20 protein-coding genes are annotated in these 22,839 nt (G+C 55.1%); 9 read left to right on the top strand and 11 right to left on the bottom strand.

Annotation, left to right across the window (positions count from 1 at the left end; translation table 11 throughout):
- Window positions 1-34 precede the first annotated feature (34 nt).
- The 3 genes from parC to ftsP all read left to right on the top strand — a co-directional run bounded on the left by parC (window position 35) and on the right by ftsP (window position 4,870).
- Window positions 35-2,308, top strand: a complete 2,274-nt coding sequence (parC, locus tag EHV07_RS19835) for a DNA topoisomerase IV subunit A (protein WP_147199860.1) — start codon at window positions 35-37, stop codon at window positions 2,306-2,308.
- A 242-nt stretch (window positions 2,309-2,550) separates the two neighbouring features.
- A complete protein-coding gene (locus tag EHV07_RS19830) occupies window positions 2,551-3,288 on the top strand; it encodes a 1-acylglycerol-3-phosphate O-acyltransferase (protein ID WP_147199859.1) in 738 nt (245 codons plus the stop codon).
- Between the two features lie 166 nt (window positions 3,289-3,454).
- Window positions 3,455-4,870 carry a cell division protein FtsP gene (gene ftsP, locus EHV07_RS19825; RefSeq protein WP_147199858.1) on the top strand — a complete coding sequence of 472 codons (1,416 nt, stop codon included), beginning with the start codon at window positions 3,455-3,457 and terminating at the stop codon, window positions 4,868-4,870.
- A gap of 33 nt (window positions 4,871-4,903) precedes the next feature.
- Here ftsP and dkgA read toward each other — a convergent pair whose 3' ends face one another.
- Complete coding sequence (gene dkgA / locus EHV07_RS19820) at window positions 4,904-5,728, bottom strand: 2,5-didehydrogluconate reductase DkgA (protein ID WP_147199857.1); 825 nt, start codon at window positions 5,726-5,728, stop codon at window positions 4,904-4,906.
- 223 nt (window positions 5,729-5,951) lie between these two features.
- Here dkgA and EHV07_RS19815 point away from each other — a divergent pair, with 223 nt between their 5' ends.
- Window positions 5,952-6,851: an AraC family transcriptional regulator N-terminal domain-containing protein gene (locus tag EHV07_RS19815; RefSeq protein ID WP_371419652.1), complete on the top strand. Its 900-nt coding sequence runs from the start codon at window positions 5,952-5,954 to the stop codon at window positions 6,849-6,851.
- A gap of 21 nt (window positions 6,852-6,872) precedes the next feature.
- Here the strand turns inward: EHV07_RS19815 and EHV07_RS19810 are convergent, their stop codons facing one another.
- On the bottom strand, window positions 6,873-7,529 hold the full coding sequence (locus tag EHV07_RS19810) for a DedA family protein (protein WP_147199856.1): 657 nt from the start codon (window positions 7,527-7,529) through the stop codon (window positions 6,873-6,875).
- A gap of 108 nt (window positions 7,530-7,637) precedes the next feature.
- Window positions 7,638-8,831, bottom strand: a complete 1,194-nt coding sequence (metC, locus tag EHV07_RS19805; protein ID WP_147199855.1) for a cystathionine beta-lyase — start codon at window positions 8,829-8,831, stop codon at window positions 7,638-7,640.
- A gap of 245 nt (window positions 8,832-9,076) precedes the next feature.
- Here metC and exbB point away from each other — a divergent pair, with 245 nt between their 5' ends.
- Together exbB and exbD are read left to right on the top strand one after the other, a co-directional pair.
- Window positions 9,077-9,811 carry a tol-pal system-associated acyl-CoA thioesterase gene (exbB, locus tag EHV07_RS19800; RefSeq protein ID WP_147199854.1) on the top strand — a complete coding sequence of 245 codons (735 nt, stop codon included), beginning with the start codon at window positions 9,077-9,079 and terminating at the stop codon, window positions 9,809-9,811.
- A gap of 5 nt (window positions 9,812-9,816) precedes the next feature.
- Entirely contained in the window at window positions 9,817-10,239 is a 423-nt protein-coding gene (gene exbD, locus EHV07_RS19795; RefSeq protein WP_147199853.1) for a TonB system transport protein ExbD, read from the top strand.
- Between the two features lie 44 nt (window positions 10,240-10,283).
- Here the strand turns inward: exbD and EHV07_RS19790 are convergent, their stop codons facing one another.
- The 7 genes from EHV07_RS19790 to EHV07_RS19760 form a co-directional block, all read right to left on the bottom strand.
- Window positions 10,284-11,603, bottom strand: coding sequence for an MFS transporter (locus EHV07_RS19790; RefSeq protein WP_147199852.1), 1,320 nt, complete (start codon window positions 11,601-11,603; stop codon window positions 10,284-10,286).
- 155 nt (window positions 11,604-11,758) lie between these two features.
- A complete protein-coding gene (locus EHV07_RS19785; protein ID WP_147199851.1) occupies window positions 11,759-12,739 on the bottom strand; it encodes a spore coat U domain-containing protein in 981 nt (326 codons plus the stop codon).
- Window positions 12,736-15,150, bottom strand: coding sequence for a fimbria/pilus outer membrane usher protein (locus EHV07_RS19780; RefSeq protein ID WP_147199850.1), 2,415 nt, complete (start codon window positions 15,148-15,150; stop codon window positions 12,736-12,738). The genes EHV07_RS19785 and EHV07_RS19780 overlap by 4 nt, the downstream gene beginning before the upstream one ends.
- A 3-nt stretch (window positions 15,151-15,153) precedes the next feature.
- Window positions 15,154-15,867: a molecular chaperone gene (locus EHV07_RS19775; RefSeq protein ID WP_371419651.1), complete on the bottom strand. Its 714-nt coding sequence runs from the start codon at window positions 15,865-15,867 to the stop codon at window positions 15,154-15,156.
- Window positions 15,868-15,887: 20 nt separating this feature from the next.
- Window positions 15,888-16,385 carry a spore coat U domain-containing protein gene (locus EHV07_RS19770; protein WP_147200679.1) on the bottom strand — a complete coding sequence of 166 codons (498 nt, stop codon included), beginning with the start codon at window positions 16,383-16,385 and terminating at the stop codon, window positions 15,888-15,890.
- 56 nt (window positions 16,386-16,441) lie between these two features.
- Window positions 16,442-17,008, bottom strand: coding sequence for a spore coat protein U domain-containing protein (locus EHV07_RS19765; protein ID WP_147199849.1), 567 nt, complete (start codon window positions 17,006-17,008; stop codon window positions 16,442-16,444).
- Between the two features lie 163 nt (window positions 17,009-17,171).
- Window positions 17,172-17,354: a hypothetical protein gene (locus EHV07_RS19760; protein ID WP_147199848.1), complete on the bottom strand. Its 183-nt coding sequence runs from the start codon at window positions 17,352-17,354 to the stop codon at window positions 17,172-17,174.
- 200 nt (window positions 17,355-17,554) lie between these two features.
- On the opposite strand from EHV07_RS19760, the gene EHV07_RS19755 reads away from it, so the two are divergent.
- Together EHV07_RS19755 and EHV07_RS19750 are read left to right on the top strand one after the other, a co-directional pair.
- Window positions 17,555-19,648 (top strand): bifunctional diguanylate cyclase/phosphodiesterase, encoded by a 2,094-nt coding sequence (locus EHV07_RS19755; protein WP_147199847.1) that lies wholly within the window; start codon window positions 17,555-17,557, stop codon window positions 19,646-19,648.
- A gap of 90 nt (window positions 19,649-19,738) precedes the next feature.
- Window positions 19,739-21,187 (top strand): PLP-dependent aminotransferase family protein, encoded by a 1,449-nt coding sequence (locus EHV07_RS19750; protein ID WP_147199846.1) that lies wholly within the window; start codon window positions 19,739-19,741, stop codon window positions 21,185-21,187.
- Here the strand turns inward: EHV07_RS19750 and EHV07_RS19745 are convergent.
- Window positions 21,184-21,666 carry a YlaC family protein gene (locus tag EHV07_RS19745; RefSeq protein WP_147199845.1) on the bottom strand — a complete coding sequence of 161 codons (483 nt, stop codon included), beginning with the start codon at window positions 21,664-21,666 and terminating at the stop codon, window positions 21,184-21,186. The genes EHV07_RS19750 and EHV07_RS19745 overlap by 4 nt on opposite strands.
- Before the next feature lie 162 nt (window positions 21,667-21,828).
- On the opposite strand from EHV07_RS19745, the gene EHV07_RS19740 reads away from it, so the two are divergent.
- Window positions 21,829-22,821, top strand: coding sequence for a lysozyme inhibitor LprI family protein (locus EHV07_RS19740; protein ID WP_147199844.1), 993 nt, complete (start codon window positions 21,829-21,831; stop codon window positions 22,819-22,821).
- Window positions 22,822-22,839: the final 18 nt, after the last annotated feature.

The following is a 22,839-nucleotide window of genomic DNA, read 5'->3' as shown; positions in this document are numbered from 1 at the left end:
GACAATAGCGCCATGATGTGAGGAACAAAGAGTAATGAGTGACCTGACGCAGGATGGTGCAGAGCGTCGTGCCCTGCATAAGTTTACGGAAGAGGCCTACCTCAACTATTCCATGTACGTCATCATGGATCGAGCGCTGCCCTACATTGGCGATGGCCTGAAGCCCGTTCAGCGCCGCATTGTCTATGCGATGTCGGAACTGGGGCTGAACAACAGCGCTAAATTTAAAAAATCCGCCCGTACCGTGGGTGACGTGCTCGGTAAATACCATCCGCACGGCGACAGCGCCTGCTATGAAGCGATGGTGCTGATGGCGCAGCCGTTCTCATACCGCTATCCGCTGGTAGACGGTCAGGGAAACTGGGGTGCGCCTGACGATCCGAAATCCTTCGCCGCAATGCGTTATACCGAGTCGCGCCTGTCAAAATATGCGGAACTGCTGCTGGGCGAACTGGGGCAGGGCACCGTCGACTATGTGCCGAACTTTGACGGCACAATGCAGGAGCCATCAATGCTTCCTGCACGGCTGCCTAACATCCTGCTGAACGGCACCACCGGGATCGCGGTTGGCATGGCCACGGATATTCCACCGCACAACCTGCGGGAAGTGGCGCAGGCGGCGATGAAGCTGATTGATGCGCCGCAGACCACGCTGGACGAGCTGCTGGATATCGTTCAGGGGCCGGACTACCCGACAGAAGCAGAAATCATTACGCCACGCGCGGAAATCCGCAAGATCTACCAGAATGGCCGTGGTTCTGTTCGCATGCGCGCGGTGTGGAAAAAAGAAGATGGCGACGTGGTCATTACGGCGCTGCCGCACCAGGTCTCTGGTGCGCGCGTGCTGGAGCAAATCGCCACGCAGATGCGCAATAAAAAGCTGCCGATGGTGGAAGACCTGCGCGATGAATCCAACCATGAAAACCCAACGCGACTGGTCGTTGTACCCCGTTCAAACCGGGTGGACATGGAACAGGTGATGAACCATCTGTTTGCCACCACCGATTTGGAAAAAAGCTACCGCATCAACCTGAACATGATCGGGCTGGATAACCGTCCTGCGGTGAAAAACCTGCTGGAAATTATCAGCGAGTGGCTGGTTTTCCGCCGCGACACCGTCCGTCGCCGCCTGAATTTCCGTCTGGAAAAAGTGCTTAAGCGCCTGCATATCCTCGAAGGCTTGCTGGTGGCGTTTCTCAATATCGATGAAGTGATTGAAATTATCCGCAGCGAAGATGAGCCGAAGCCGGAACTGGTTTCGCGCTTTGGCATCAGCGAAACACAGGCTGAGGCCATCCTTGAGCTGAAATTACGCCATCTCGCCAAACTGGAAGAGATGAAAATTCGCGGCGAGCAGGATGAGCTGGCGAAAGAGCGCGATCGCTTACAGGGTATTCTCGCTTCCGAACGCAAAATGAATACGCTGCTGAAAAAAGAGCTTCAGGCAGACAGCGACGCGTATGGCGACGATCGCCGTTCGCCGCTGCGTGAACGCGAAGAAGCGAAAGCCATTAGCGAAAGCGAGCTGGTGCCGTCAGAGCCGGTGACGATCGTCCTCTCCCAGATGGGCTGGGTGCGCAGCGCCAAAGGACACGATATCGATCCTGGCGGATTAAGCTATAAAGCGGGCGACAGCTATCGCGCGGCAGCGCGCGGCAAGAGCAATCAGCCGGTTGCCTTTATTGATTCGACCGGACGCAGCTACACGCTCGATCCAATAACCTTGCCTTCTGCACGTGGACAAGGTGAACCGTTAACCGGTAAATTGACGCCGCCGCCGGGCGCAGTCGTCGAGCAGGTACTTATGGAAGCCGACGATCAGAAACTGCTGATGGCTTCCGACGCGGGTTATGGTTTTGTCTGCACCTTTAGCGATTTAGTCTCCCGAAACCGTGCCGGCAAAGCCCTGCTGACGCTGCCGCAGAATGCTAAAGTTATGACGCCAATGGCTATTCATCACGATGACGAAATGCTGTTGGCTATCACCGCTGCTGGAAGAATGCTGTTGTTCCCGGTGGCCGATTTGCCGCAGCTGTCAAAAGGCAAAGGCAACAAGATTATCTCCATTCCTTCTGCCGAAGCGGCGTCCGGTGAAGATAAGCTGGCCTGGCTGCTGCTGCTGTCGCCGCAAACGTCAGTCACGCTGCACGTGGGTAAACGCAAGCTAACGCTACGGCCGGAAGAGTTGCAGAAGTTCCGTGCTGAACGTGGACGTCGCGGTACCCTGTTACCGCGTGGTTTGCAGCGTATTGATCGGGTTGAAGTCGACGGGCCTGTACGGCCTCAGGCCACCGACAGCGAAGCGTAAAGCACAGGGGTTGTTGACGCGGGGGCGTTGCCCATGCTTTGAGCGCGTCATCAGTTTTACAGCGGGTTAGCGGCACAAAAGTGGCGCTAACCCGATGAAATGCAGTTTAACAGGCTTATTCAGGATATACTTCTGTCGCTGCCTGTCTGGCAGGGCGCAGCGCGCCAATGGATTTATAACGGCTTAATGTTGCCGTGAGCATGAATCCCTAAACCCAACCTGCAAGGAATAATGAGGGTAAGATGCTGTCAATTTTACGTATCGTCGTGGTGATAATTTATTCGATACTGGTGTGTGTGTTCGGCTGCATTTATTGTCTGTTCAGCCCGCGTAATCCCCGCCACGTTGCCACCTTTGGCCACCTGTTTGGCCGTCTGTCACCGCTGTTCGGTTTGAAAGTCGAATTGCGTAAACCGGAAGGTGCAGAGAACTACCCTAACGCGATTTACATTGCGAACCATCAGAACAACTACGATATGATCACGGCGGCAAAATGCGTGCAGCCGACGACCGTGACCGTAGGGAAAAAAAACCTGCTGTGGATCCCTTTCTTTGGCCTGCTGTACTGGCTTACCGGTAATTTGCTTATCGATCGCGATAACCGGACAAAAGCACACGGTACGATTAACCAGTTGATCGATCAGTTTAAAAAGAAAAAAATCTCTTTCTGGATGTTCCCGGAAGGGACGCGCAGCCGTGGTCGTGGTTTGCTGCCTTTTAAAACCGGCGCCTTTCACGCGGCAATGGCGGCAGGTGTGCCGATCATTCCTATCGTGGTCAGCAACACGCATGACAAGATCAAACTCAATCGTCTGAAAAATGGTTTGGTGATTGTCGAAATGCTGCCACCGGTTGATACGCAAGCTTTTGCCGATCTGTCCGTACGCAAGCTGGCGACCCACTGCCGCGAACTGATGTCAGCTAAACTTGATGAGCTGAATGCAGAAGTTGCTGCCCGGGAAGCCTCCGGGAAATTGTAGTTCCGGCTTGCTATTCGCAGGCGGGAAAGGCAGTGATAATTGCGGTTTTTAGCCGGTTTCCGTAAAAAAGCGGCCTGACTTCAGTCAGCCACACAGCACTTATCAGAACCATAATAAATGGATAGCAGCCTGTCTTGCAGGCTGACTTTTCGGTTACGGAGTTTGTATGTCCTTCAGTCGACGTCAGTTTATTCAGGCATCGGGCATTGCGCTGTGCGCCAGCGCATTGCCCGCCAGCGTCCGTGCCGCCGGGCTGGACAATGCGTTACCGGTGCCGCCGCTGATCGAATCCCGGCGCGGACAGCCTATTTTCCTGACGCTGCAACGTAGCCACTGGTCATTTACCGGCGGCAGTAAAGCGCAGGTTTGGGGCTTTAACGGCCTCTACCTGGGACCGACCGTCCGGGTTTGGAACGGTGATGACGTTAAGCTGATTTACAGCAACCGGCTAAACGAGTCAGTTGCCATGACGGTTAGCGGCCTGCAAGTACCGGGCGCGCTGGCAGGCGGCGCTGCAAGAATGATGTCGCCTGGCGTTGACTGGTCTCCGGTGATGCCGATCCGTCAGGCAGCGGCAACCTGCTGGTATCATGCCAATACGCCAAACCACATGGCACCGCACGTCTACAACGGCCTGGCAGGGATGTGGCTGGTTGAAGATGAGGTGAGCAAAAGCCTGCCGCTGCCGAATCATTACGGCGTTGATGATTTCCCGTTGATTATTCAGGATAAACGGCTCGACAACTTTGGCTCACCGGTTTACGACTCGCCTTCAGACGGCGGCTTTATTGGCGACACGCTGCTGGTTAACGGCGTACAAAATCCGTTTGTAGAAGTCTCACGCGGCTGGGTTCGCCTGCGTTTGCTCAATGCCTCTAACTCGCGCTGCTATCAGCTGCAAATGAGCGACAGCCGGCCGTTTAACGTTATCGCCAGCGATCAGGGCTTTCTGCCTGCACCCGTTGCCGTTCAGCGGCTGTCGCTGGCGCCGGGCGAGCGCCGTGAAATTCTCGTGGATATGAGCCAGGGGGATGAAGTCTCGATTACCGCGGGCGAGGCCGCAGGCATGGTTGAGCGTCTGCGCGGCTTGTTCGAACCGTCCAGCATTCTGACCTCGACACGGGTACTGACGCTGCGGCCTACCGGCCTGCTGCCGCTGGTAACGGATAATTTGCCGATGCGTTTGCTGGCCGATCAGCTCATTGAAGGCAGCGTCAGCCGTACGCGTGAATTCCGGCTTGGTGATTCGCAGCCGGGTATCAACGGGGTGCTATGGGATTTGGCGCGCATTGACGTGCAGGCACAGCAGGGCAGTTATGAGCGCTGGATTGTGCATGCCGATCTGCCGCAGGCGTTTCATATTCAGGGCGTGATGTTCCTGATTAAAAACGTTAATGGCGCTCAGCCGATGGCGGAAGATCGCGGCTGGAAAGATACGGTATGGGTGGATGGCAGCGTTGAGCTGTTTGTTTCCTTTACCCAGGCGACCAGCGAGCATTTCCCGTTTGTCTATTACAGCCAGACGCTGGAGATGGCCGATCGCGGTTCCGTAGGGCAGTTGCAGGTTCAGCCCGCAGTCTAATCAACAAGCCCCGACCTCGGCCGGGGCTTTCCTTTAGTTCAGTTCATCCGGGTTTGGTCCCAGACGGTTGCCCTGATCCAGCTTGGTGATTTCACTGATTTCTGGTTTTTCCAGACGGAAATCAAAGACCTCAAAGTTTTCCGCGATGCGTGATGGCGTAACGGATTTCGGGATCACCACCAGGCCGCTGTCCAGATGCCAGCGGATCACGATTTGTGCCGGCGTCTTGCCATATTTTTTCGCCAGCTCTTTAATGATCGGCCGATCGAAAACGCCTTTACCGCCCTGTGCCAGCGGACTCCATGATTCGGTTTGGATCTGGTGCATCGCGTTCCAGGCATGCAGGGTGCGCTGTTGCAACATCGGGTGCAGCTCTATCTGATTGATGACCGGGCGAACACCGGTTTCATCCAGCAGGCGTTTCAGATGCGTTTCCTGGAAATTACAGACGCCGATGCTTTTTGTCAGCCCCTGCTGTTGCAGCTCGATCATCGCTTTCCAGGCCTCGACATAGTTATCTTTCGCCGGACACGGCCAGTGCATCAGGTAGAGATCAACCTGTTCAAGCTGAAGCTTTTTCAGGCTGGTCTGTAACGCTTCCTCCGCATTGAGCTGATCGTCATTCCACAATTTTGTGGTCACAAAAATATCGTCTCGCGCGACAGAGCTTTCCTGCAAAGCCTGACCAATACCTTCCTCATTTTTATAGATAGCGGCAGTGTCAATGGAGCGATAGCCAACGTCCAGTGCTTTCAGCGCGGCCTGGCGTGCTTCGTCGATGCTGGCCTGCCAGACGCCCAGGCCAAGCTGGGGCATCATATTGCCATCATGAAGTTTAATAATCGGTTGATCTGCCATGTTATCTCCTTTGCAGCGATTGAACCGGCGACTCTGTGCCGGTGAGTGACTCTAAGTCTAGTTGAGATTAGGGCGGAGTTTGCTGAATACCTTTTCATAGTGGCAAGCCGGTGACATACGCTCAATGCCCGTTCCTGTCATATTCTTGCCTGTTTCTCCAGGATGCTGGAGGATTGGTAGCGGATTGGGCATGATGAAACCGGGAAAATTTCGAGGAAAAGAAATGACAGTGGATCGCAATACGCTTTGCGCCCGGCTCGCCAGCCAGGTGGTGGAACTGGTAACGTCCGGCGCCTCTGCTCAGGCGTTACTGCCCGATATCCGGCTGATTTACGCTAACCAACCCAGCGGTCGGACGCCGGTGCTTTACGCTTCCGGCATCGTGATTCTGTTCCAGGGCCGTAAAACCGGCTATCTCGGCAGCCATATTTTTCATTATGACGCCACGGAATATCTGATGCTAACCGTGCCGTTGGCAGTTGAGTGCGAAACCTTCGCGACGGAACAGGCGCCGCTGGCGGGCATACTGCTCAATGTGGATCCGGTGAAGTTGCAAGATTTGCTGATTGATATTGGTGATGACGACAGCTTTCAGCCACAGCCGCAGACGCGAGGGATCCACTCTTCGCCGCTGACCGAAGCAATGCTTTGTGCCGCGGAACGTTTGCTGGATGCGCTAAAAAACCCCCGTGATGCCCGGGTACTCGGCCCGCAAATCGTCCGTGAGATCCTTTATCACGTTCTGCTCGGTCCCTGCGGCGGCGCGCTGATGGCGCTGGTGAGTCGCCATACGCAGTTCAGCCAGATTGCCCGTGCACTGCGGCGCATTGAGCGTCACTACACCGACAATCTGAGCGTGGATCTGCTGGCGGCAGAAGTGAATATGAGCGTGTCGGCTTTCCATCATAACTTCAAGGCGGTCACCAGCACCTCGCCGCTACAGTATCTGAAAAGCTACCGGCTGCATCAGGCGAGAATGCTGATGCTGCACGAAGGATTAAAAGCCAGCGCGGCAGCCATGCGGGTTGGCTACGAAAGCGCTTCGCAGTTCTCCAGGGAGTTCAAACGTTATTTCGGCGTGACGCCGGGTGAGGAGATAACCCGCATGCGGCAGGGCGTGTAAGCAGGCCGGCTGGCGGCCTGTTTAAGCCCGTTTTTTACGTTTAAGCACCAGCGTAATGCTGCCAACCAGTCCCGCGCAGAGCAGGACCAGCGGTAAAAGCATCAGAATGGTCATCACCTGATCCTCATGGCGCTTGATAAACGGCACCTGGCTAATTGCATAGCCCAGCGAAACCAGAATACCGACCCACAGCAGGCCGCTCAGCCAGTTAAAAAACTGAAAGCGGCCATTTTTCAGGCCGGAAATCCCCGCCATCGTCGGCAGTAACGTGCGGACAAAGGCCAGAAAACGGCCCGCCAGCAACGCCAGCAGCCCATGGCGGTGAAACAGATTCCAGGCTCGCTGATGATATTGCGCCGGCAGATGCATCAGCCAGCTTTTCACCACGCGCGTATTCCCCAGCCAGCGGCCCTGTAAGTAACTCATCCAGCAGCCCAGACTGGCAGCCAGGGTCAGGATCAGAACCGTAGGGATAAATCCCATCACCCCTTTGGCTATCATTGCGCCCGCCAGCAGCAGCAGGCTGTCGCCAGGCAGAAAAGCTGCCGGAAGCAAGCCATTTTCCAGCAGCAGGGTGATAAACATAATGCCGTAAATAATCCAGATAACATCCGGATTTGCCAGTGCGGCAAAATCCTGATGCCAGAGCGCCTGAACGATGTCGTGAAGGACTGCCATTTTAAATCCTGTTTAGCGCATGAAGAGGATTATTGTACTGGTAAACCGCATGCGGCATCGTTGATTCGGGCCGCATTAATCCGTGTATTGCACGTTTGTTTAACTTTATTACCGACAATTTTCCAGTCTGGCAAAGCCTGCGGCCAGATCGGCAATCAGATCGTCGACGTTTTCCAGGCCAATATGCAAACGCACCAGCGTTCCGCTAAAGTTCGGGCCGCCAGCAGGACGGATCGCAGCCAGTTCTTCCGGCTGGTTTGCCAGAATCAGCGACTCATAGCCGCCCCACGAATAGGCCATGCTGAAATGCTCAAAGCGATCCAGATACTCCGCCAGCTGAGCGTCGCTTAAGCGGGCCTTCAGGATGAACGAGAACAGGCCGCTGCTGCCGGTAAAATCGCGTTTCCAGAACGCATGACCTTTGCACTGCGGCAGTGCCGGGTGGTTGACCTGAGCCACTTCCGGGCGCTCCGCCAGCCAGTGGGCAACGCGGATGCTGCTCTCTTCATGCTGACGCAGCCGCACGGCCAGCGTACGCAATCCACGGCTGGCCATATAGGCGGTATCGGCGTCGACCATTTGGCCCATCAGATAGGAGTTCTCACGCAGCTGCGCCCAGCAACGTTCGTTAGCCACGGCGGTGCCGATCATCGCATCAGAGTGGCCAATCAGGTACTTGGTACCGGCCTGGATCGAAATATCAATACCGAAATCCAGCGCGCGGAACAGAATGCCTGCCGCCCAGGTATTATCAATCATAATAATCGCTTCCGGCGCTTTACGGCGCACCGCGGCAACGATTGCTGGAATATCCTGCACCTCCATGGTGATGGAAGCAGGCGACTCCAGAAATACCACTTTGGTTTCCGGCACAATCAGGTCAGCGATCCCGGCACCAATGCAGTGATCAAACCAGGTGGTGGAAACATTCATCTTGCTAAGGATTTTAGTGCAAAAATCCTGAGTCGGTTCGTAAACAGAACCGGCCATCAGCACATTGTCACCCGCAGAAACAAAGGCCAGAATCGCGTTAGCTACCGCCGCTGCGCCGCACGGGTAAAGCACACAGCCAGCGCCGCCTTCCAGTTCCGTCATCGCCTCCTGCAATGAGAAATGGGTCAGCGTCCCGCGACGTCCATAAAACAGCTCGCCTTCGGCACGACCCGCCGTAGCACGCTTTTTATCTGCCACGCTGTCAAAAACCAGTGAAGAAGCGCGCTGGATAACACTGTTCACGGAACCCTGGGTGTAACGTTTGCTGCGTCCGGCGGCAATCAGCGCCGTTTCAATGTGTTTAGTCATCGGTATGCTCTGTAAAATCTCAGGTATGCCTTAACGTTAACACGGCAGGCGACAAGGCGAAATTACGCATCTTCCTGAGTGACAAAGTTTCAGTTAAAGCCGCAGGCCGTGGCGAAAAAGCGTGTGATTGTGTAAAAAGTGGCCGCGAAAGGTAAATAGTAATGATAACCACTATCAATTCGGCTTCATTTTGGTATGATCCGCACTGGTTTTTTGCTATCCGTAACTGACGTTGGAGAGACAGCGTGACGAATGATTTGATGCAGACGGATCTTTCCGTCTGGGGCATGTACCTGCATGCAGACATCGTAGTGAAAGTGGTGATGATCGGACTGCTGCTGGCTTCGGTGGTAACCTGGGCGCTGTTCTTCAGCAAAAGCGCAGAGCTAAGCTCGGCGAAACGTCGCCTGAAGCGTGAACAACAGGCCATCGCCACTGCCCGTTCCCTGCCTGAGGCAGCAAAAACCTGCACAGATTTCAAAGCCAACAGCCTGACGTTGCAGCTGCTGAAAGAAGCAGAAAACGAACTGGAACTCTCCGAACGTTCGGAAGACAACGACGGCATCAAAGAGCGTACCGCGTTCCGTCTTGAGCGCCGTGTGGCTTTCTTTAGCCGTCATGCAGGTCGCGGTAACGGTTTCCTGGCCACAATCGGGGCGATCGCACCCTTTGTTGGCCTGTTCGGCACCGTCTGGGGCATCATGAACAGCTTTATCGGCATTGCTCAGACGCAAACCACCAACCTTGCCGTTGTGGCTCCCGGCATTGCCGAAGCGCTGCTGGCAACCGCGATTGGTCTGGTTGCTGCGATCCCAGCGGTCGTTATTTATAACGTTTTCGCTCGCATGATTGCTAACTACAAAGCCACGCTGGGTGATGTTGCGGCACAAATCCTGCTGCTGCAAAGCCGCGATCTGGATCTGGCTGCCAGCAGCGACGCACAGCGTCCGCACTCAGCGCAGAAACTGCGGGTAGGGTAAGCACCATGGCAATGCGATTGAATGAGGATCTCGACAGCAACGGCGAAATGCATGAAATCAACGTCACGCCGTTTATCGACGTCATGCTGGTGTTGCTGATTATCTTTATGGTCGCCGCGCCGCTGGCTACCGTTGACGTTCGCGTTAACCTGCCTGCCTCAACCAGCGCGCCTCAGCCGCGTCCGGAGAAACCGGTTTATCTTTCTATTAAGGCAGATAAGCAGCTGTTCATCGGCAACAACGCGGTAACCAGCGAGACGCTGCTGGATGCGCTTAACAGCCAGACCGAAGGCAAAAAGGACACCACCATATTCTTCCAGGCGGATAAGTCGGTTGATTATGAAACGCTGATGGGCGTGATGGATAAACTGCGTCAGGCTGGCTATTTGAAGATTGGCCTGATGGGAATGGAAACCGTCTCGAAGTAAATCACAATACGAAAAAAGGGCCGACAACGTGTCGGCCTTTTTTATTACATCTGCACCACCGGTGCGCCGGACTGCTTCGCCTGATACTGGCGAATAAGTCGCTTGATAATCATCGTGCCAATCAGACCGCATACCGCGGCGATCGTCAGCCAGACGCCGGGCATCGCCTTATCGCCCGTCGAGTGGATAAGATAGCTGCAAACGGCTGGCGTGAAGCCGCCAAACAGCGCGGTCGCCAGACTGTAGGCCAGCGAAAAGCCGGTCGCCCTGACTTCTGCCGGCATCACTTCAGCCAGATAAACCACCATCGCGCCGTTATAGCTGGCGTACAAAAATGAGAGCCACAGCTCAGCTTCCAGCAGATGCGAGAAGGTCGGCGAACCCACCAGCCAGTGCAGTACCGGCCAGGCAGTCGCGATCATCAGCAGCGTAAAGAGGATGAGCAGGGGACGGCGACCATAACGGTCGGACACCGCACCCATAATGGGCAGCCAAATCAGATTCGACAGGCCAACGCATAAGGTGACGAAAAAGCTCTGCTTATCGCTCATCATCAATACCGTTTTGCCAAAGGTCGGCGTAAAAGCGGTGATCATGTAAAACATCACGGTAGTGGTGACAACCATCAGCATGCCTGCCAGCACCAGCGCCCAGTTACTCGCCACTGAGCGGACAATCTGACGCATTGACGGGTGAGTCTTACGCTGGCTGAACGCTTCCGTCTCCTCCAGCATTCTCCGTACCCAGAACAGGAACGGCACAATCAGGCAGCCGATAAAAAACGGAATACGCCAGCCCCAGTCCGTTACCTGCTCTTTCGCCAGCAGATGGTTAAGCCCCAGGCCAAGCAGCGCCGCAAAGATCACCGCGACCTGCTGGCTACCGGACTGCCAGCTGACAAAAAAGCCTTTGCGGTTTTTGGGCGCGATTTCAGAAAGGTAAACAGAGACGCCACCCAGCTCAACACCTGCCGAGAAGCCTTGCAGCAGACGGCCGAGCAGGATCAGGATCGGCGCGGCGGCACCCAGCGTGTTATAGCCCGGAACAACAGCAATGGTGAGCGTTCCCATCGCCATCAGACCCAGCGTTAGCAACAGGCCTTTACGACGGCCATGATGATCGATGTAGGAACCGAGAATAATAGCGCCCAGCGGGCGCATCAGAAAACCGGCACCGAAGGTCATGAGGGTAAGCATTAACGACGCGAATGGGTCGTCTCCGGGAAAAAACGTTTTAGCGATGGCCGTCGCGTAATAGCCAAACACCATAAAGTCGTACATTTCCAGAAAGTTGCCGCTGGTCACATTGAATATAGTTCGGGCGCTGCCCTGCGGTTTTTTCGGATGAGAAGATAAAGCTGACATACAGTTTCCTTGCAGTTTTCTTCTCTTTTAACGTGCCGGGGCAGATTTTAATGTGACGGGCCTCACCCTTGATGAGGCTGATAATCATCGCTTTAGTAACAAAAAATTAACAGAGTGATGCCATGGTAACCCGTCACTGCCGCTACGTGGCTGCGCTAAAAAGAGAGATCAACCACCACGCTGTCGCTGTAGCTCCCGGCAACCGGTGTCGCCTGCGTGGTCAAAACCCGGGCCGTATAGTTAAAGGTTCGGGTCAGGCCATCGGTGGTAATGCTGTTCGCCGAACTACTGGCAACCCGTTCCGTTCCCGCCGATCCCCAGCGCGTCGTGCCGCCGCTTTTATAAATCTCATAGGCCAGCCGGTTGCTGCCGCTGGCCATGTAACGCTGTGAGCTGACCGCATTGCTGCCGTCACTCAGCCCAACCGTGTAGGTGCTTCCTTTGGTGCAGATGACGTTAATCGACTGGGTGACCGCATTGAAGCTACTGACCAACGGTGCGCTACCAAAGCTGATATTGGGTGCAGTAATAGTGGTGCAGTCGTTAGAAATAACCATCGTTGTCGTGATGGGCACGGTGCCTGAACCGGTATTTTGGCTGCCTGCCAGGCAGAGACCCAGCGCCCCGATGCCGGTACAAATGTTATAGGAGACCAGAATATTCAGCGTCACCGTATAGGTTCCGGCAGCAACCACCTGGCCGGTCAGCGTACGTAAATAGAGTGGGATAGCGAAGTTTTGACCGCCGCCTGCCCCTAACAGGTTGAGCAACTGTGCCTGACTGTAGTTAACGGTGGTGCCGCCAATCAGCATTTCACTGGTGCAGGCTGAATCACTGCATACCCGCACAGGGATCGCATCCGTGCCGGTGCTCGCCGTTTTCAGCGCGCCGCGCGTGCCGCTGGTAAAAGATGCACTGGCGAGCTGAAACCTGATGTAGTCGCTGGAAAGCAGTGACAATACGCTGCCTGAACCACAGTTTACGTTAACCGTCGCGGTAGTATTACTGGCCGTAGTGTTGACCGTAAACGAGCTGACTGAGCCAAAGGCGGCAGTAGAAGAGGGCAGCGAGCAGGCCGCCCATGATGATAAAGAGCAGCTCATTAACAGAAGAAAGAGGCTAAGCAACTTTTTCATGGTGATGTTCCAGGCAGAGGAGGAAGCGCGCAGGTCAGCGGGCCATAGGTTTCCAGTGATTTCGGACGTCCGCCAGGCACGTGCAGCACCGCTTCGCACTGGCGGCCATCGGGCGTAACGGCACGGAAAGAATTCTCTGCGCTGAGGTTTTCCATCCATGCAATACCGTCCCAGCCAACGTATTCGGGGTCCTGCCCCTGGCGGATAATCTGCGTGGAAACGGGCAGCGGCTGACCATTAAGATCGTGCAGGATCACGCTGGCGGCCCGTAAAGGCTCAACCGGGAAGTGCAGCAGGTAGCCGCTGTCGCGTTTAACGGCGAAACGTTGTTCTACGTGAGGCGTGGTCATATCAGCAGGTAAATTCAGCGTATCGATATCGTATTTCGCGGGATAGTAAGAGCTGATGCCCGGCACCAGCAGATAACCTTTGTCATCGGTTTTACCCATCAGCTGATTCTCATAACGGACATTGATATCCGGATAATCGGTTTTTACCAGCACAAAGGCGTCGTTCACCTGATTTGCCGCAAAGAAGCTGCCGTCCATCACCACCAGAGAGCCGGTGATATCACCCCATTCGGTACTGTAGTCACCATCGCCATAGAAGCCAGCCGAGGTTTCAATTTTCTGATTGCGCCAGCTCAGGCTACCCTGGCGGTAGGCGCTGTTGCTGCTCTGATTAGCCCAGGAGGCGTCGTAAGCAAAGCCGCCATCCGTTGGCATCGCGCGGGAAAGCGTCACGCGTTGCGCAGACCCGCCCTGGGCATCGCGTTCCACACTGAGGCTGGCATTGGTGCGCTCGCCAAAGGGGATCACCAGAGAGATCGCGCCTGACCATTCGCCTTCCTGCCGATCGCGGCTGGCAGAAACGTACAGGCTGCTGTTGCCCCACAGGTTTTTACTCCATGACAGGTTCCATAACTGGGTGCGGTCGCCGGTGCCGGCGGTAATATCAATAAACGCCGCACCGATGCTGCCATACTGGTTCAGCGACAGGCTGGCGCTGTACTGCGAGCTGCGGCGGCTAAGGGAGTAATCCGTATTGGTAGTGGCGCTGGTACGGTCGCCATACAGCGCCAGATTGCCAAAGCCCGCGGAACGGATGATATGCTGCATTCCCAGGCTAAAGCGGCTGTTATTGTACTGATACCCCCAGCTGTACTGATTGCCATGCTCGCCAGCCAGCTGGCTTTGAGTCAGTGCCGCATTAACCACGCCAAGTGAGCCAATTCTCACCTGGCCGCCCGCGCCGCCCAGCGCAAGCGTATCGGCACCTTCAGCATGGCTCTCCAGCGTCAGCCAGTCGGTCAGGCCATAGCGGTAAGAGCCGCTGACGGCAGCAGAGCCATAATCAAAATTCTTCAGTCCGTAATTTTGCCGCAGCGCCCCGGCGGAAAAAGAGAAATCAGAAAGTCCGGGCTTGAGTAAATTGCTGGAGACATAAAACGGCAGCGTGGTAGTGACCCGTCGTCCCACGGCATCGGTCGTCACCACCACCGCATCGCCAGCCCCGTTGACAAAGGGCATATTGGTCAGCGTCCAGGGGCCGGGCTGGACGCTGTTGGTGCTGTTCTTATAGCCATTCACAAAGAGATCAACCGTTGACGGCACCGCTGCCTGGCCAGAGAACGAGGGCAGAGGATAGGTAATCAAATCCGGGCGAACGGAAAAGTCTCTGGCAATCTGAATACCGCCCAGCCGGACGCTGTTACTCCAACTTAGGGAGTCGGTGATCAAATCCCCTACCCGCCAGCTTAGCGAGCGGTTTTCACTCTGATTTCCCCACCAGGTGTCATAACGCAAATAGCCCTGATCCTGCGCGCCGGGCTGGCCGGAAAGCTGCTCCTGCCAGACGCCGTTAGTGGAAAACTGCCCCAAATTGCCAAAAAGGCGGAATTCATTAAAGGCCGAAATGCGGCTGCCGCTGGCGGAAGTGTGGCTGGTATAAAGATCGTAGTTAAACAGTGCGCCCGTTGAGGTTCTGCCGGGATAACGCGGCCCGCTCTGTTCAGTGCTGTTGAGTTTTTGCTGCGGCAGCCAGGCGGGCGGCACGGTCAGCAGGATGCGCTGGCGAGTCCGGTCGTATTCCGCTTTCACCTCTGGCATCACCGACACATCCATGATCGACGACGTGATTTGAGGGGAGGGAATGCCAGCCCGCTGCAAATCAGCGGCGCGTAAAAGATAGTGATTATCCCGGAATTCAACCGGCACAATCTGGCCGGTATCCTGCTGATTGACGATCAGCCCCAGCATGTACTGCTGATTTTGCGTACCCGGCGTGTTTTGCTGTGGCGGCGGTGGCAAAGAGGAATAGGTTTCCGCGCGGCCGGTTACAGAAAACAGGCAGCTTATCAGGCTCAGGGCCAGGGAGCAGCGTCCCGGGGACGCAAAGCATCGCCTGCTCATTGGCTAGCGCGAGGAACGGGTGCTGCGCCAGGTTTTACCACTGTCCAGCTCCGCACTCAGCTCTGAGCGGTCAGATGCTGGAAAATTCAGGGGAAACACATTGCTGGAACCAGCCAGAACGTAGCCGAACAGACTATTCGACAGCGAGCGGCCGCCTAATGAAACCTTGCTCAGCCGGGCATGACCGTTACCGTTATTGGTAATGCGCAGCGCCGATTTACCGTCCTGATTCACCACCTGCCAGCTAAGCTGCGGATTGGCATTATCGGCATTTAGCCCTTCGCCATAGGTAAAGAGCGGGACCGAGTAACGCATCTGAAAACTCAAGCCCGCCTGATTCTCTCCTGGCTTTTGCGGCGTGGGGATCTCATCCAGCAACACTCTGTAAGCCATCTCTTTACCCGCAGGCGGCGGGGTCTGATTAATCAGACGCACCAGCTGCCTTTGCCCCGGTTCGATTCTGACCAGCGGCGGGCTGGCCAGCACCGCTTGCTGGGTCTGATACTGCTCTTTGCCATCCACCTGCTGCCAGCTGAAAACGCGGACCTGCATCAGCGTGGTTGCTGCCCCACGGTTTTCCAGCCAGAGTTCGGTGGCTTTATCCCCGCTAAGAATTTTAGGGTCGATCGGCCATATCAGCACCGAATTCCCTGCCCAGGCCGGTAGTAAAGCACTGGACAACGCCAGCAGTAGCGCAAAAATAGGTAGTTTCATCATCGTCCTTTTTCCTCCCTGTATTACCAACTCAGCGTCACCGTTAGGGTATCGCTGTAAGTCCCGGCCCGCCGTACGCCACTCATCTGCAATAAGCCATAGATCGGTAGCGTGATATTGTTGGCATTGCTGTAGGTCAGCGCCACGTTTTGGCTAACCGGGATGGCACTTGCTGCGCTGTGGGTGGCGCTGGTATAGAGCGTGTAGCCCACCAAATCTGTGTTATTAGCGACTTTCAGATTACGCGTCGAAGTGTAATTACTGCCCCCATCTATGCTCATATTCAACGTGGTGCCCGGCGTACAGGCCAGCGTGAGGGTAGAGCTTTGTACGTAACTGGCACTGGCAGAAACCGTACCGACACCGGGTTGCGTACCAAAATCCAGTGCGCCAATAACGCTGGTATTTGTACCGGAAATGACACAGCCGTTTACTATCGACGCCGTCACCTGAAAAGTTTGAGTTGGCAGCGACCAGCCTGCATTGCTGATAAAAAACAACACGAAGCAAAGCGGGCGCATCAGGCCCGCCAGTCGTCTTACCTGCTCCGGCACGTTGCGTTCCCTGTAGTTATAGGTCAGTAGTTTACGGCGACATTAATCGTATCGGTGTAGGTTCCTGCTGGAATAGCGGCATTGAATCCCCCGCCTGAAATACGACCATAAATCGGGTAGTTATCGCCATTGGTCGGGTCGGCGGTGCCGGTATTCGCCAGGTTGGTATTGTTAGCGATGGGTGTCGTATATGACGTGGTGCCATAGAGGGTATAAGCGATACCTTGCGTCGCGTTGCTGCCGAGGATCAAATAACGCGGCTGGGCGGTCACCGCGCCAAAAACGGTTGCCGGTGCTGCGTTGCTGCTGGTTAGCTGAACGTTGTAGGTTTGCCCGGTAGTGCAGCGTACAAAAATACCGTTACCCAGCGAGCCCACTAAAGTCGCGTTTAGAGTATCGAAGGTAGCAGCGCTCGTACCGAAGTCTAAGGTACCGAAATTGACGCCGGTGGTTGCCGACTGGCCGTTAACGAGGCAGCCCGTGGTCAGTACCACTCTTGCGTTGATAGTCCCCGTTGTAGTGGCGGCAAAGCCCGAAGTCGCCACGCTGAGGCCAATGCCACAGCCCAGCAGAAAAAGCTTCATTTTCATAACCATTCCTTACTGATCAGTCTGATGGAAGTGCTTTTTCGCCTGGTACGAAAGAGAACAACGCGGCGGCGTGCGGGTGAATAATAATCGCCATCCAGCGTAAAAAAAGAGCAGAAAACCGTCATAAAAACGGTATCTGCGCTTGCTGTCTTATCTTATGTTTTTAAACTATAGAACAGCCTGCCGGGGTGGGCGAAGCGAAACGTAAAAATAAAGCTAATGGATTGAAAGGAATGAGAAGGCGATGCTGAGCGGGTAATTTTGGCGATTTATTAAAAATGATCGGAATCATCTTAGGATTAGCTGGGCAAAAAAAATTGCGGATGCTAAGGTCGTTGCGCGACATGATCCTCCTTTAATAAACCTGTTAAATGATGGGGATACCGGCAGTTTGCATGCGGTTAATTTGCGCGGTCAGAAGACTTTGATTTCCTCCGGGGTAAAGTTGACTACTCTTTAGCCGATACCGTGATCATTGAAAGTGTTAAAAACACCTTTGTTCCATCACACGGCGCCAGGCCATCGGCTGGCATCAGAGATTTGCATATGCTTATGAGCTCTTACGACCATCTGTTGGTCACTGTCTCCATTTTTGTCGCCTTTCTGGCTTCCTATACTGCGCTGGATATGGCGGGCAGAGTCGCGACCTCAACGGGCAAAGTTGCCCGGGTCTGGCTTATCGGCGGCGGTTTTGCGATGGGTATTGGCATCTGGTCTATGCATTTTATCGGCATGCTGGCCATGAACCTGGCAATGGTGATGAGCTACGATCCCGGTCTGACCCTAATCTCGATGGTTATCGCCATCGCTGCCTCAATCTTTGCGCTGTGGATCGTCTGCTACGGCGAGCTGCCGCTGTCACGTTTGCTGACTGGCGCAGTGGTTATGGCCAGCGGCGTGGTCGCCATGCACTACACCGGCATGGGTGCATTAATGTTTACACCCGGCATCATCTGGGACTGGCGCTGGGTTGCCGTCTCGGTGGCCATTGCGCTGGCAGCCAGTACCGCCGCGCTGTGGTTGGCTTTCAAACTGCGGCAGGGGGTGGGACATTTAGCGTTGCTGCGTGCAGGAGCCGCGCTGGTGATGGGGGCAGCGATTGCCGGAATGCACTACAGCGGCATGGCAGCCGCCAGCTTCCCGATGATGAGCCACGCCACAGATATGGGCGTAAACAGCAACTGGCTGGCGGTGCTGGTGGTAGTGGTTACGCTTTCCATTCTGGGTATTACTCTGGTCGTTTCCACACTGGATGCCCGCTTACAGGCGCGCACCTCGGTGCTGGCCTCTTCTCTGGCCGAAGCTAACCGCGAACTGGCCCAGCTGGCGCTGCACGACAACCTGACCCGCTTGCCGAACCGTATTCTGCTGGAAGACCGTCTGGACCAGGCGTTAAACAAAGCCGTACGGGAAGAGACCTCTTTTGCGCTGATGTTTATGGATCTTGACGGCTTTAAAGCGGTAAATGACGCTTTTGGTCATCATATTGGCGACAATCTGCTGGTCGCCGTGACCGACCGGATGAAAAATCTGCTGAAGGGGCACCATACGCTGGCGCGCCTTGGCGGGGATGAATTTGTACTGCTGGTTGAAATCACCGATCCCAACGACGCTGCCGCTATTGCCGATCAGCTGGTGAAAGCGATTGATGCGCCTTTTGTTATTTCACGCTATGAGCTGGTGGTATCGCTGAGCATTGGTATTGCCGTTTACCCTGGCGATGGCAATGACGAACGCGAACTGATGTTCAATGCCGATGCCGCGATGTACCACACCAAAAACAATGGTCGTAATGGTTACAGCTTCTTCCAGCCCTCCATGAACACCATTGCTCAAAACCAGCTGCAGCTGATTAATGACCTCTGGCTGGCTCAGGAACACAACGAACTGCGTCTGTTTTATCAACCTAAATTCTGTGCACCGCAGGGCCCGATCGTCGGCTTTGAGGCGCTGATCCGCTGGCAGCACCCGCAGCGCGGCCTGCTGACGCCGGATATCTTTCTGCCGCTGGCGGAAAAAACCGGACTGATTGTCAGCATGGGCAACTGGGTGATCAACGAGGCTTGTCGCCAGCTTCATGAATGGCACCAGATGGGCAACACGCAGTGGTCGGTGGCCGTTAACCTCTCTGCCCTACAGTTTGAACAGGCTGGACTGGTTGAAACGGTGGTTAGCGCGCTGAAAAAGCATCAAATTCCGCCGGAGCAGTTAACGCTGGAAGTTACCGAAACGACGGCAATGCGCGATCCCGATGAGAGCGTGCGCATCCTTACCGAACTGACCGATTTAGGCGTTAAAGCCTCGATTGACGACTTCGGGACCGGCTATTCAAGCCTGCTTTATCTGAAGCGTTTACCGGCCAGCGAACTGAAAATCGATCGGGCGTTTGTTAACGAGCTGCAAACGCAGAATGAAGATGCCACCATTGTGACGGCCATCGTCGCGCTGGCGCAAACGCTGAAGCTGAAAGTGGTGGCGGAAGGCGTGGAAACGCGCGAACAGCAGGACTTCCTGACCAGCCTCGGCTGTAACTCGCTACAGGGGTATTTGCTGGGGCGGCCGGTGCCAGCGGATAAAGTGCCGGAACTCGATCTGTATGCGGACGGGGGTGAAACGCTGCCCGAGAAAAAGGCCGTCTGACCGACCACCTGTCAGGTAAAGGACGCTGTTTTATCAGCGTCTTTAGACCTATAATAGTTGCCAAATTCCCTTATCGGGTACGTAACAGTTTTGGCCAAATACCAACAGCTTATTGCACAAATCCAGCAGCAGATTTCCGCCGAGCTCTGGCTTCCCGGTGAAAAACTGCCTTCGCTGCGGGAACAGGTAACGCTAAGCGGCATGAGCCTGATGACCGTTATGCATGCTTATCAGGTGCTGGAAAGTCAGGGATGGATCCAGTCGCGGCCGCAGTCTGGCTATTACGTTGCGCCCCGCGCAGAGTTTCTCAGTCAACCTGCCAGTCATCAGAAAGTGCAGTTGACCGAATCCGTCGATATCAACGGCTTTATCTTTGACGTTCTTCAGGCCTGCCGCGACCCCAAAATTGTGCCTTTTGGCTCCGCTTTTCCCGATCCCGAACTCTTTCCCCAGCGTCAGCTGATGCGTTCGCTTAGCGCCGTCTCGCACTCGCTTAAACCTGCCGATGCGCTGAATAATTTGCCGCCTGGCAACGAAGCATTGCGCAAAACGCTGGCGCAGCGCTACGCCTTGCAGGGAATTCAGGTCTCGCCGGATGAAATTGTCATTACTAATGGGGCGATGGAAGCGCTTAACCTCAGCATGCAGGCGGTGACGGAGCCGGGCGACTATGTCGCGATTGAAAACCCGTGCTTTTATGGCGCGTTACAGGTGATTGAGCGGCTTCAGCTGAAAGCCGTCGCTATTGCCACCGATCCTCAGCACGGCATTGACCTCGACGAGCTGGCACGCGCGCTTGAGCGCTGGCCGATCAAAGCCTGCTGGATGATGACCAACCAGCAAAACCCGGTGGGCTGTACGCTCACAAGGGATAAAAAGCAGCAGCTGGTGGCGCTGCTCGAACAGCATCAGGTTTCGCTGATTGAGGATGATGTCTACAGCGAACTCTATTTTGGCGGCGACAAGCCGCTCCCCGCGAAAGCGTTTGAAAAGCAGAGCAGCGTGCTGCATTGCTCCTCTTTCTCAAAGAATCTGGTGGCGGGTTTTCGCGTAGGTTGGGTGGCGGCAGGCAAACACGCGCAGCGGATCCAGCGCTTACAGTTGATGAGCACGCTTTCGACCAGCGCGCCGATGCAGCTTGCGCTGGCCAATTACCTGGGAACGCGCAGCTACGACAGCCATTTACGTAAGCTGCGTCAGGCGCTGGAACAGCGTAAAAATCAGGCCCGGCTGTCTTTAAAGCGGCATTTGCCGCTCGGGGCCAAAATTAATGATTCTCAGGGTGGCTACTTTTTGTGGATTGAGTTGCCCGCGCAGATTAATACCACCGAACTTTATTACCGCGCGTTGCAGCACAAGATCAGTATCGCGCCCGGCAAGATGTTCTCCTCCGGCGAGCAGTACGCGAACTATTTTCGCTTTAACAGCGCCTGGGAATGGAATGCGACGCAGGAAGCGGCGGCAGAAAAACTGGGGAAACTGATAGCCGAAATGCTCCAGGGCCAGACTGGCTGGCCCCAGGAGGACGGTGGCGATTAAACCGCCGAGGCGCGCTGCTGGCCCCAGGCCAGGTGATAAACATCGTAGAAGTCCACTTCGCCTTTCAGCGACAACAGCTTCTCAATGCCCTGTTTGACTTTATCCGGCACCTGGCTGCTGCCAAGGATATCCTTAATCGCCTGTTCGGACAGGGTGCGAACGTAATACCATTCGCCGTTGTAACAAACGCGCAGATCAAGCGTATCGATATCTTCAAAGCGATAGCGGGGATTCACATCCAGCAGCATCAATCCGCTCATCAGCAGCACGAAAAAAGTCGCGCCCCAGAAAGCGGGCCAGCCGAGAAATTCCGTGGTAAAAATCAGCGCAACGGTCAGGGCGTAACAGACATACATTGATGCCCAGAGCCCGGGATGATTTTTCAGAAAGTTAAAGCTGAAACGCGGCCGGTTATCGCGCTGTTCTTCACGATTGAGCGTGTCAATTTCGCGCAGCAGTATCTGTTTGACGTCTTCCACTCATCACCTCCTTTCGGTATATGCCTTAGTAAACCACAGTTTGTATACCTGAGGCAGACACAGTTAATGCAAATAAAGCTATAACAGTTGCGTTCGTTTAAGGAAATATGGCTGAGATGACGACATACTCTCTGTTCTCAAAACTGCTTCCGGGCCCCGATAATGATGAAACTGGCGCTAAACGTTTTTCTGCTTGTGGCATTTTTTGGTTGCACCTCTTCAGCGCTGGCGATCGATTGCGCCAGGTCAGCAAGCATTGTGGAAAATACCATTTGTGACTCTCCTCAGCTCTCCTGGCTGGACGCGGTATTAAACGACACCTACCGCAACGTCATGAAGCTGTCGGAGCCTGCCAGCGTAAATCAGGAAATGCAGCAGTGGCAGGCCTCGCGCGATGCCTGTGCCAGCAGCAGCTGTCTGCGCTGGGCTTATTTACAGGGCATTGGACAACTCTATAACGTCCCGGAAAAATTCAACTGGGACGGTGAATGGTGGAACCGCTCGGCGGTGCATGGCGACGGCGGAAAAATTATCCTGAGTCACACCACGAAATGGGCGTTTAACTTTGATGCGCAAGTCTGGCGAGGAACCTATAAATCTAACCTGCGTGGTGATGTCAAAATGTTTTACGGTACCGGCCTGGCGGACAATATTGCGTGGGGTGCAGGCTGCACGGTGCTGTTTATCCCGCGTACCGACGGGCAGATTGACGTCCGTAGCGACAGCAACGGCAGCTGCAAATTGTTGATGCGCGGCGGGATGAGCATTGATGGCACTTACGTCAGAAGCCAAAGCGATCCGCGCCCCGCCGCGACGCTGTTATCGCTGGGGGTGTTTCCCACCAAAGCGCTGGACGATCGTTTTCGCCAGCTGGCAGGTAAGGATTATCAGCAATTCGTCGATGTTGCCAACAACCTGGTCTATTCCGCTGATTTGGATAGCATGGGCGCTACCGTAGTCACACTGTCAGTGAAGGGGGCAGCCAGCCGCCGCGCAGCGATAATTATGTTTACCCAGGACGGAACAATGTGGGCAATGCGCCTGCTGCCAGACAGGGATAATGGCAACGCGCCTGAGACGCAGCTAATCACCAGCGAAAAGGGGACAACGCTGCCAAAAACGCTCGCTGAATGGCGCTCGCTGTTTGATTATTAATGGCCGGATAAAGGCCGT

Origin of the sequence: Pantoea sp. CCBC3-3-1 (genome assembly GCF_007981265.1) — a bacterium.
In the GTDB taxonomy this organism is placed as follows: Bacteria; Pseudomonadota; Gammaproteobacteria; order Enterobacterales; family Enterobacteriaceae; genus Erwinia.
The sequence above is the reverse complement of the archived record's forward strand: the minus strand, read 5'-3'. Positions and strand labels throughout refer to the sequence as shown.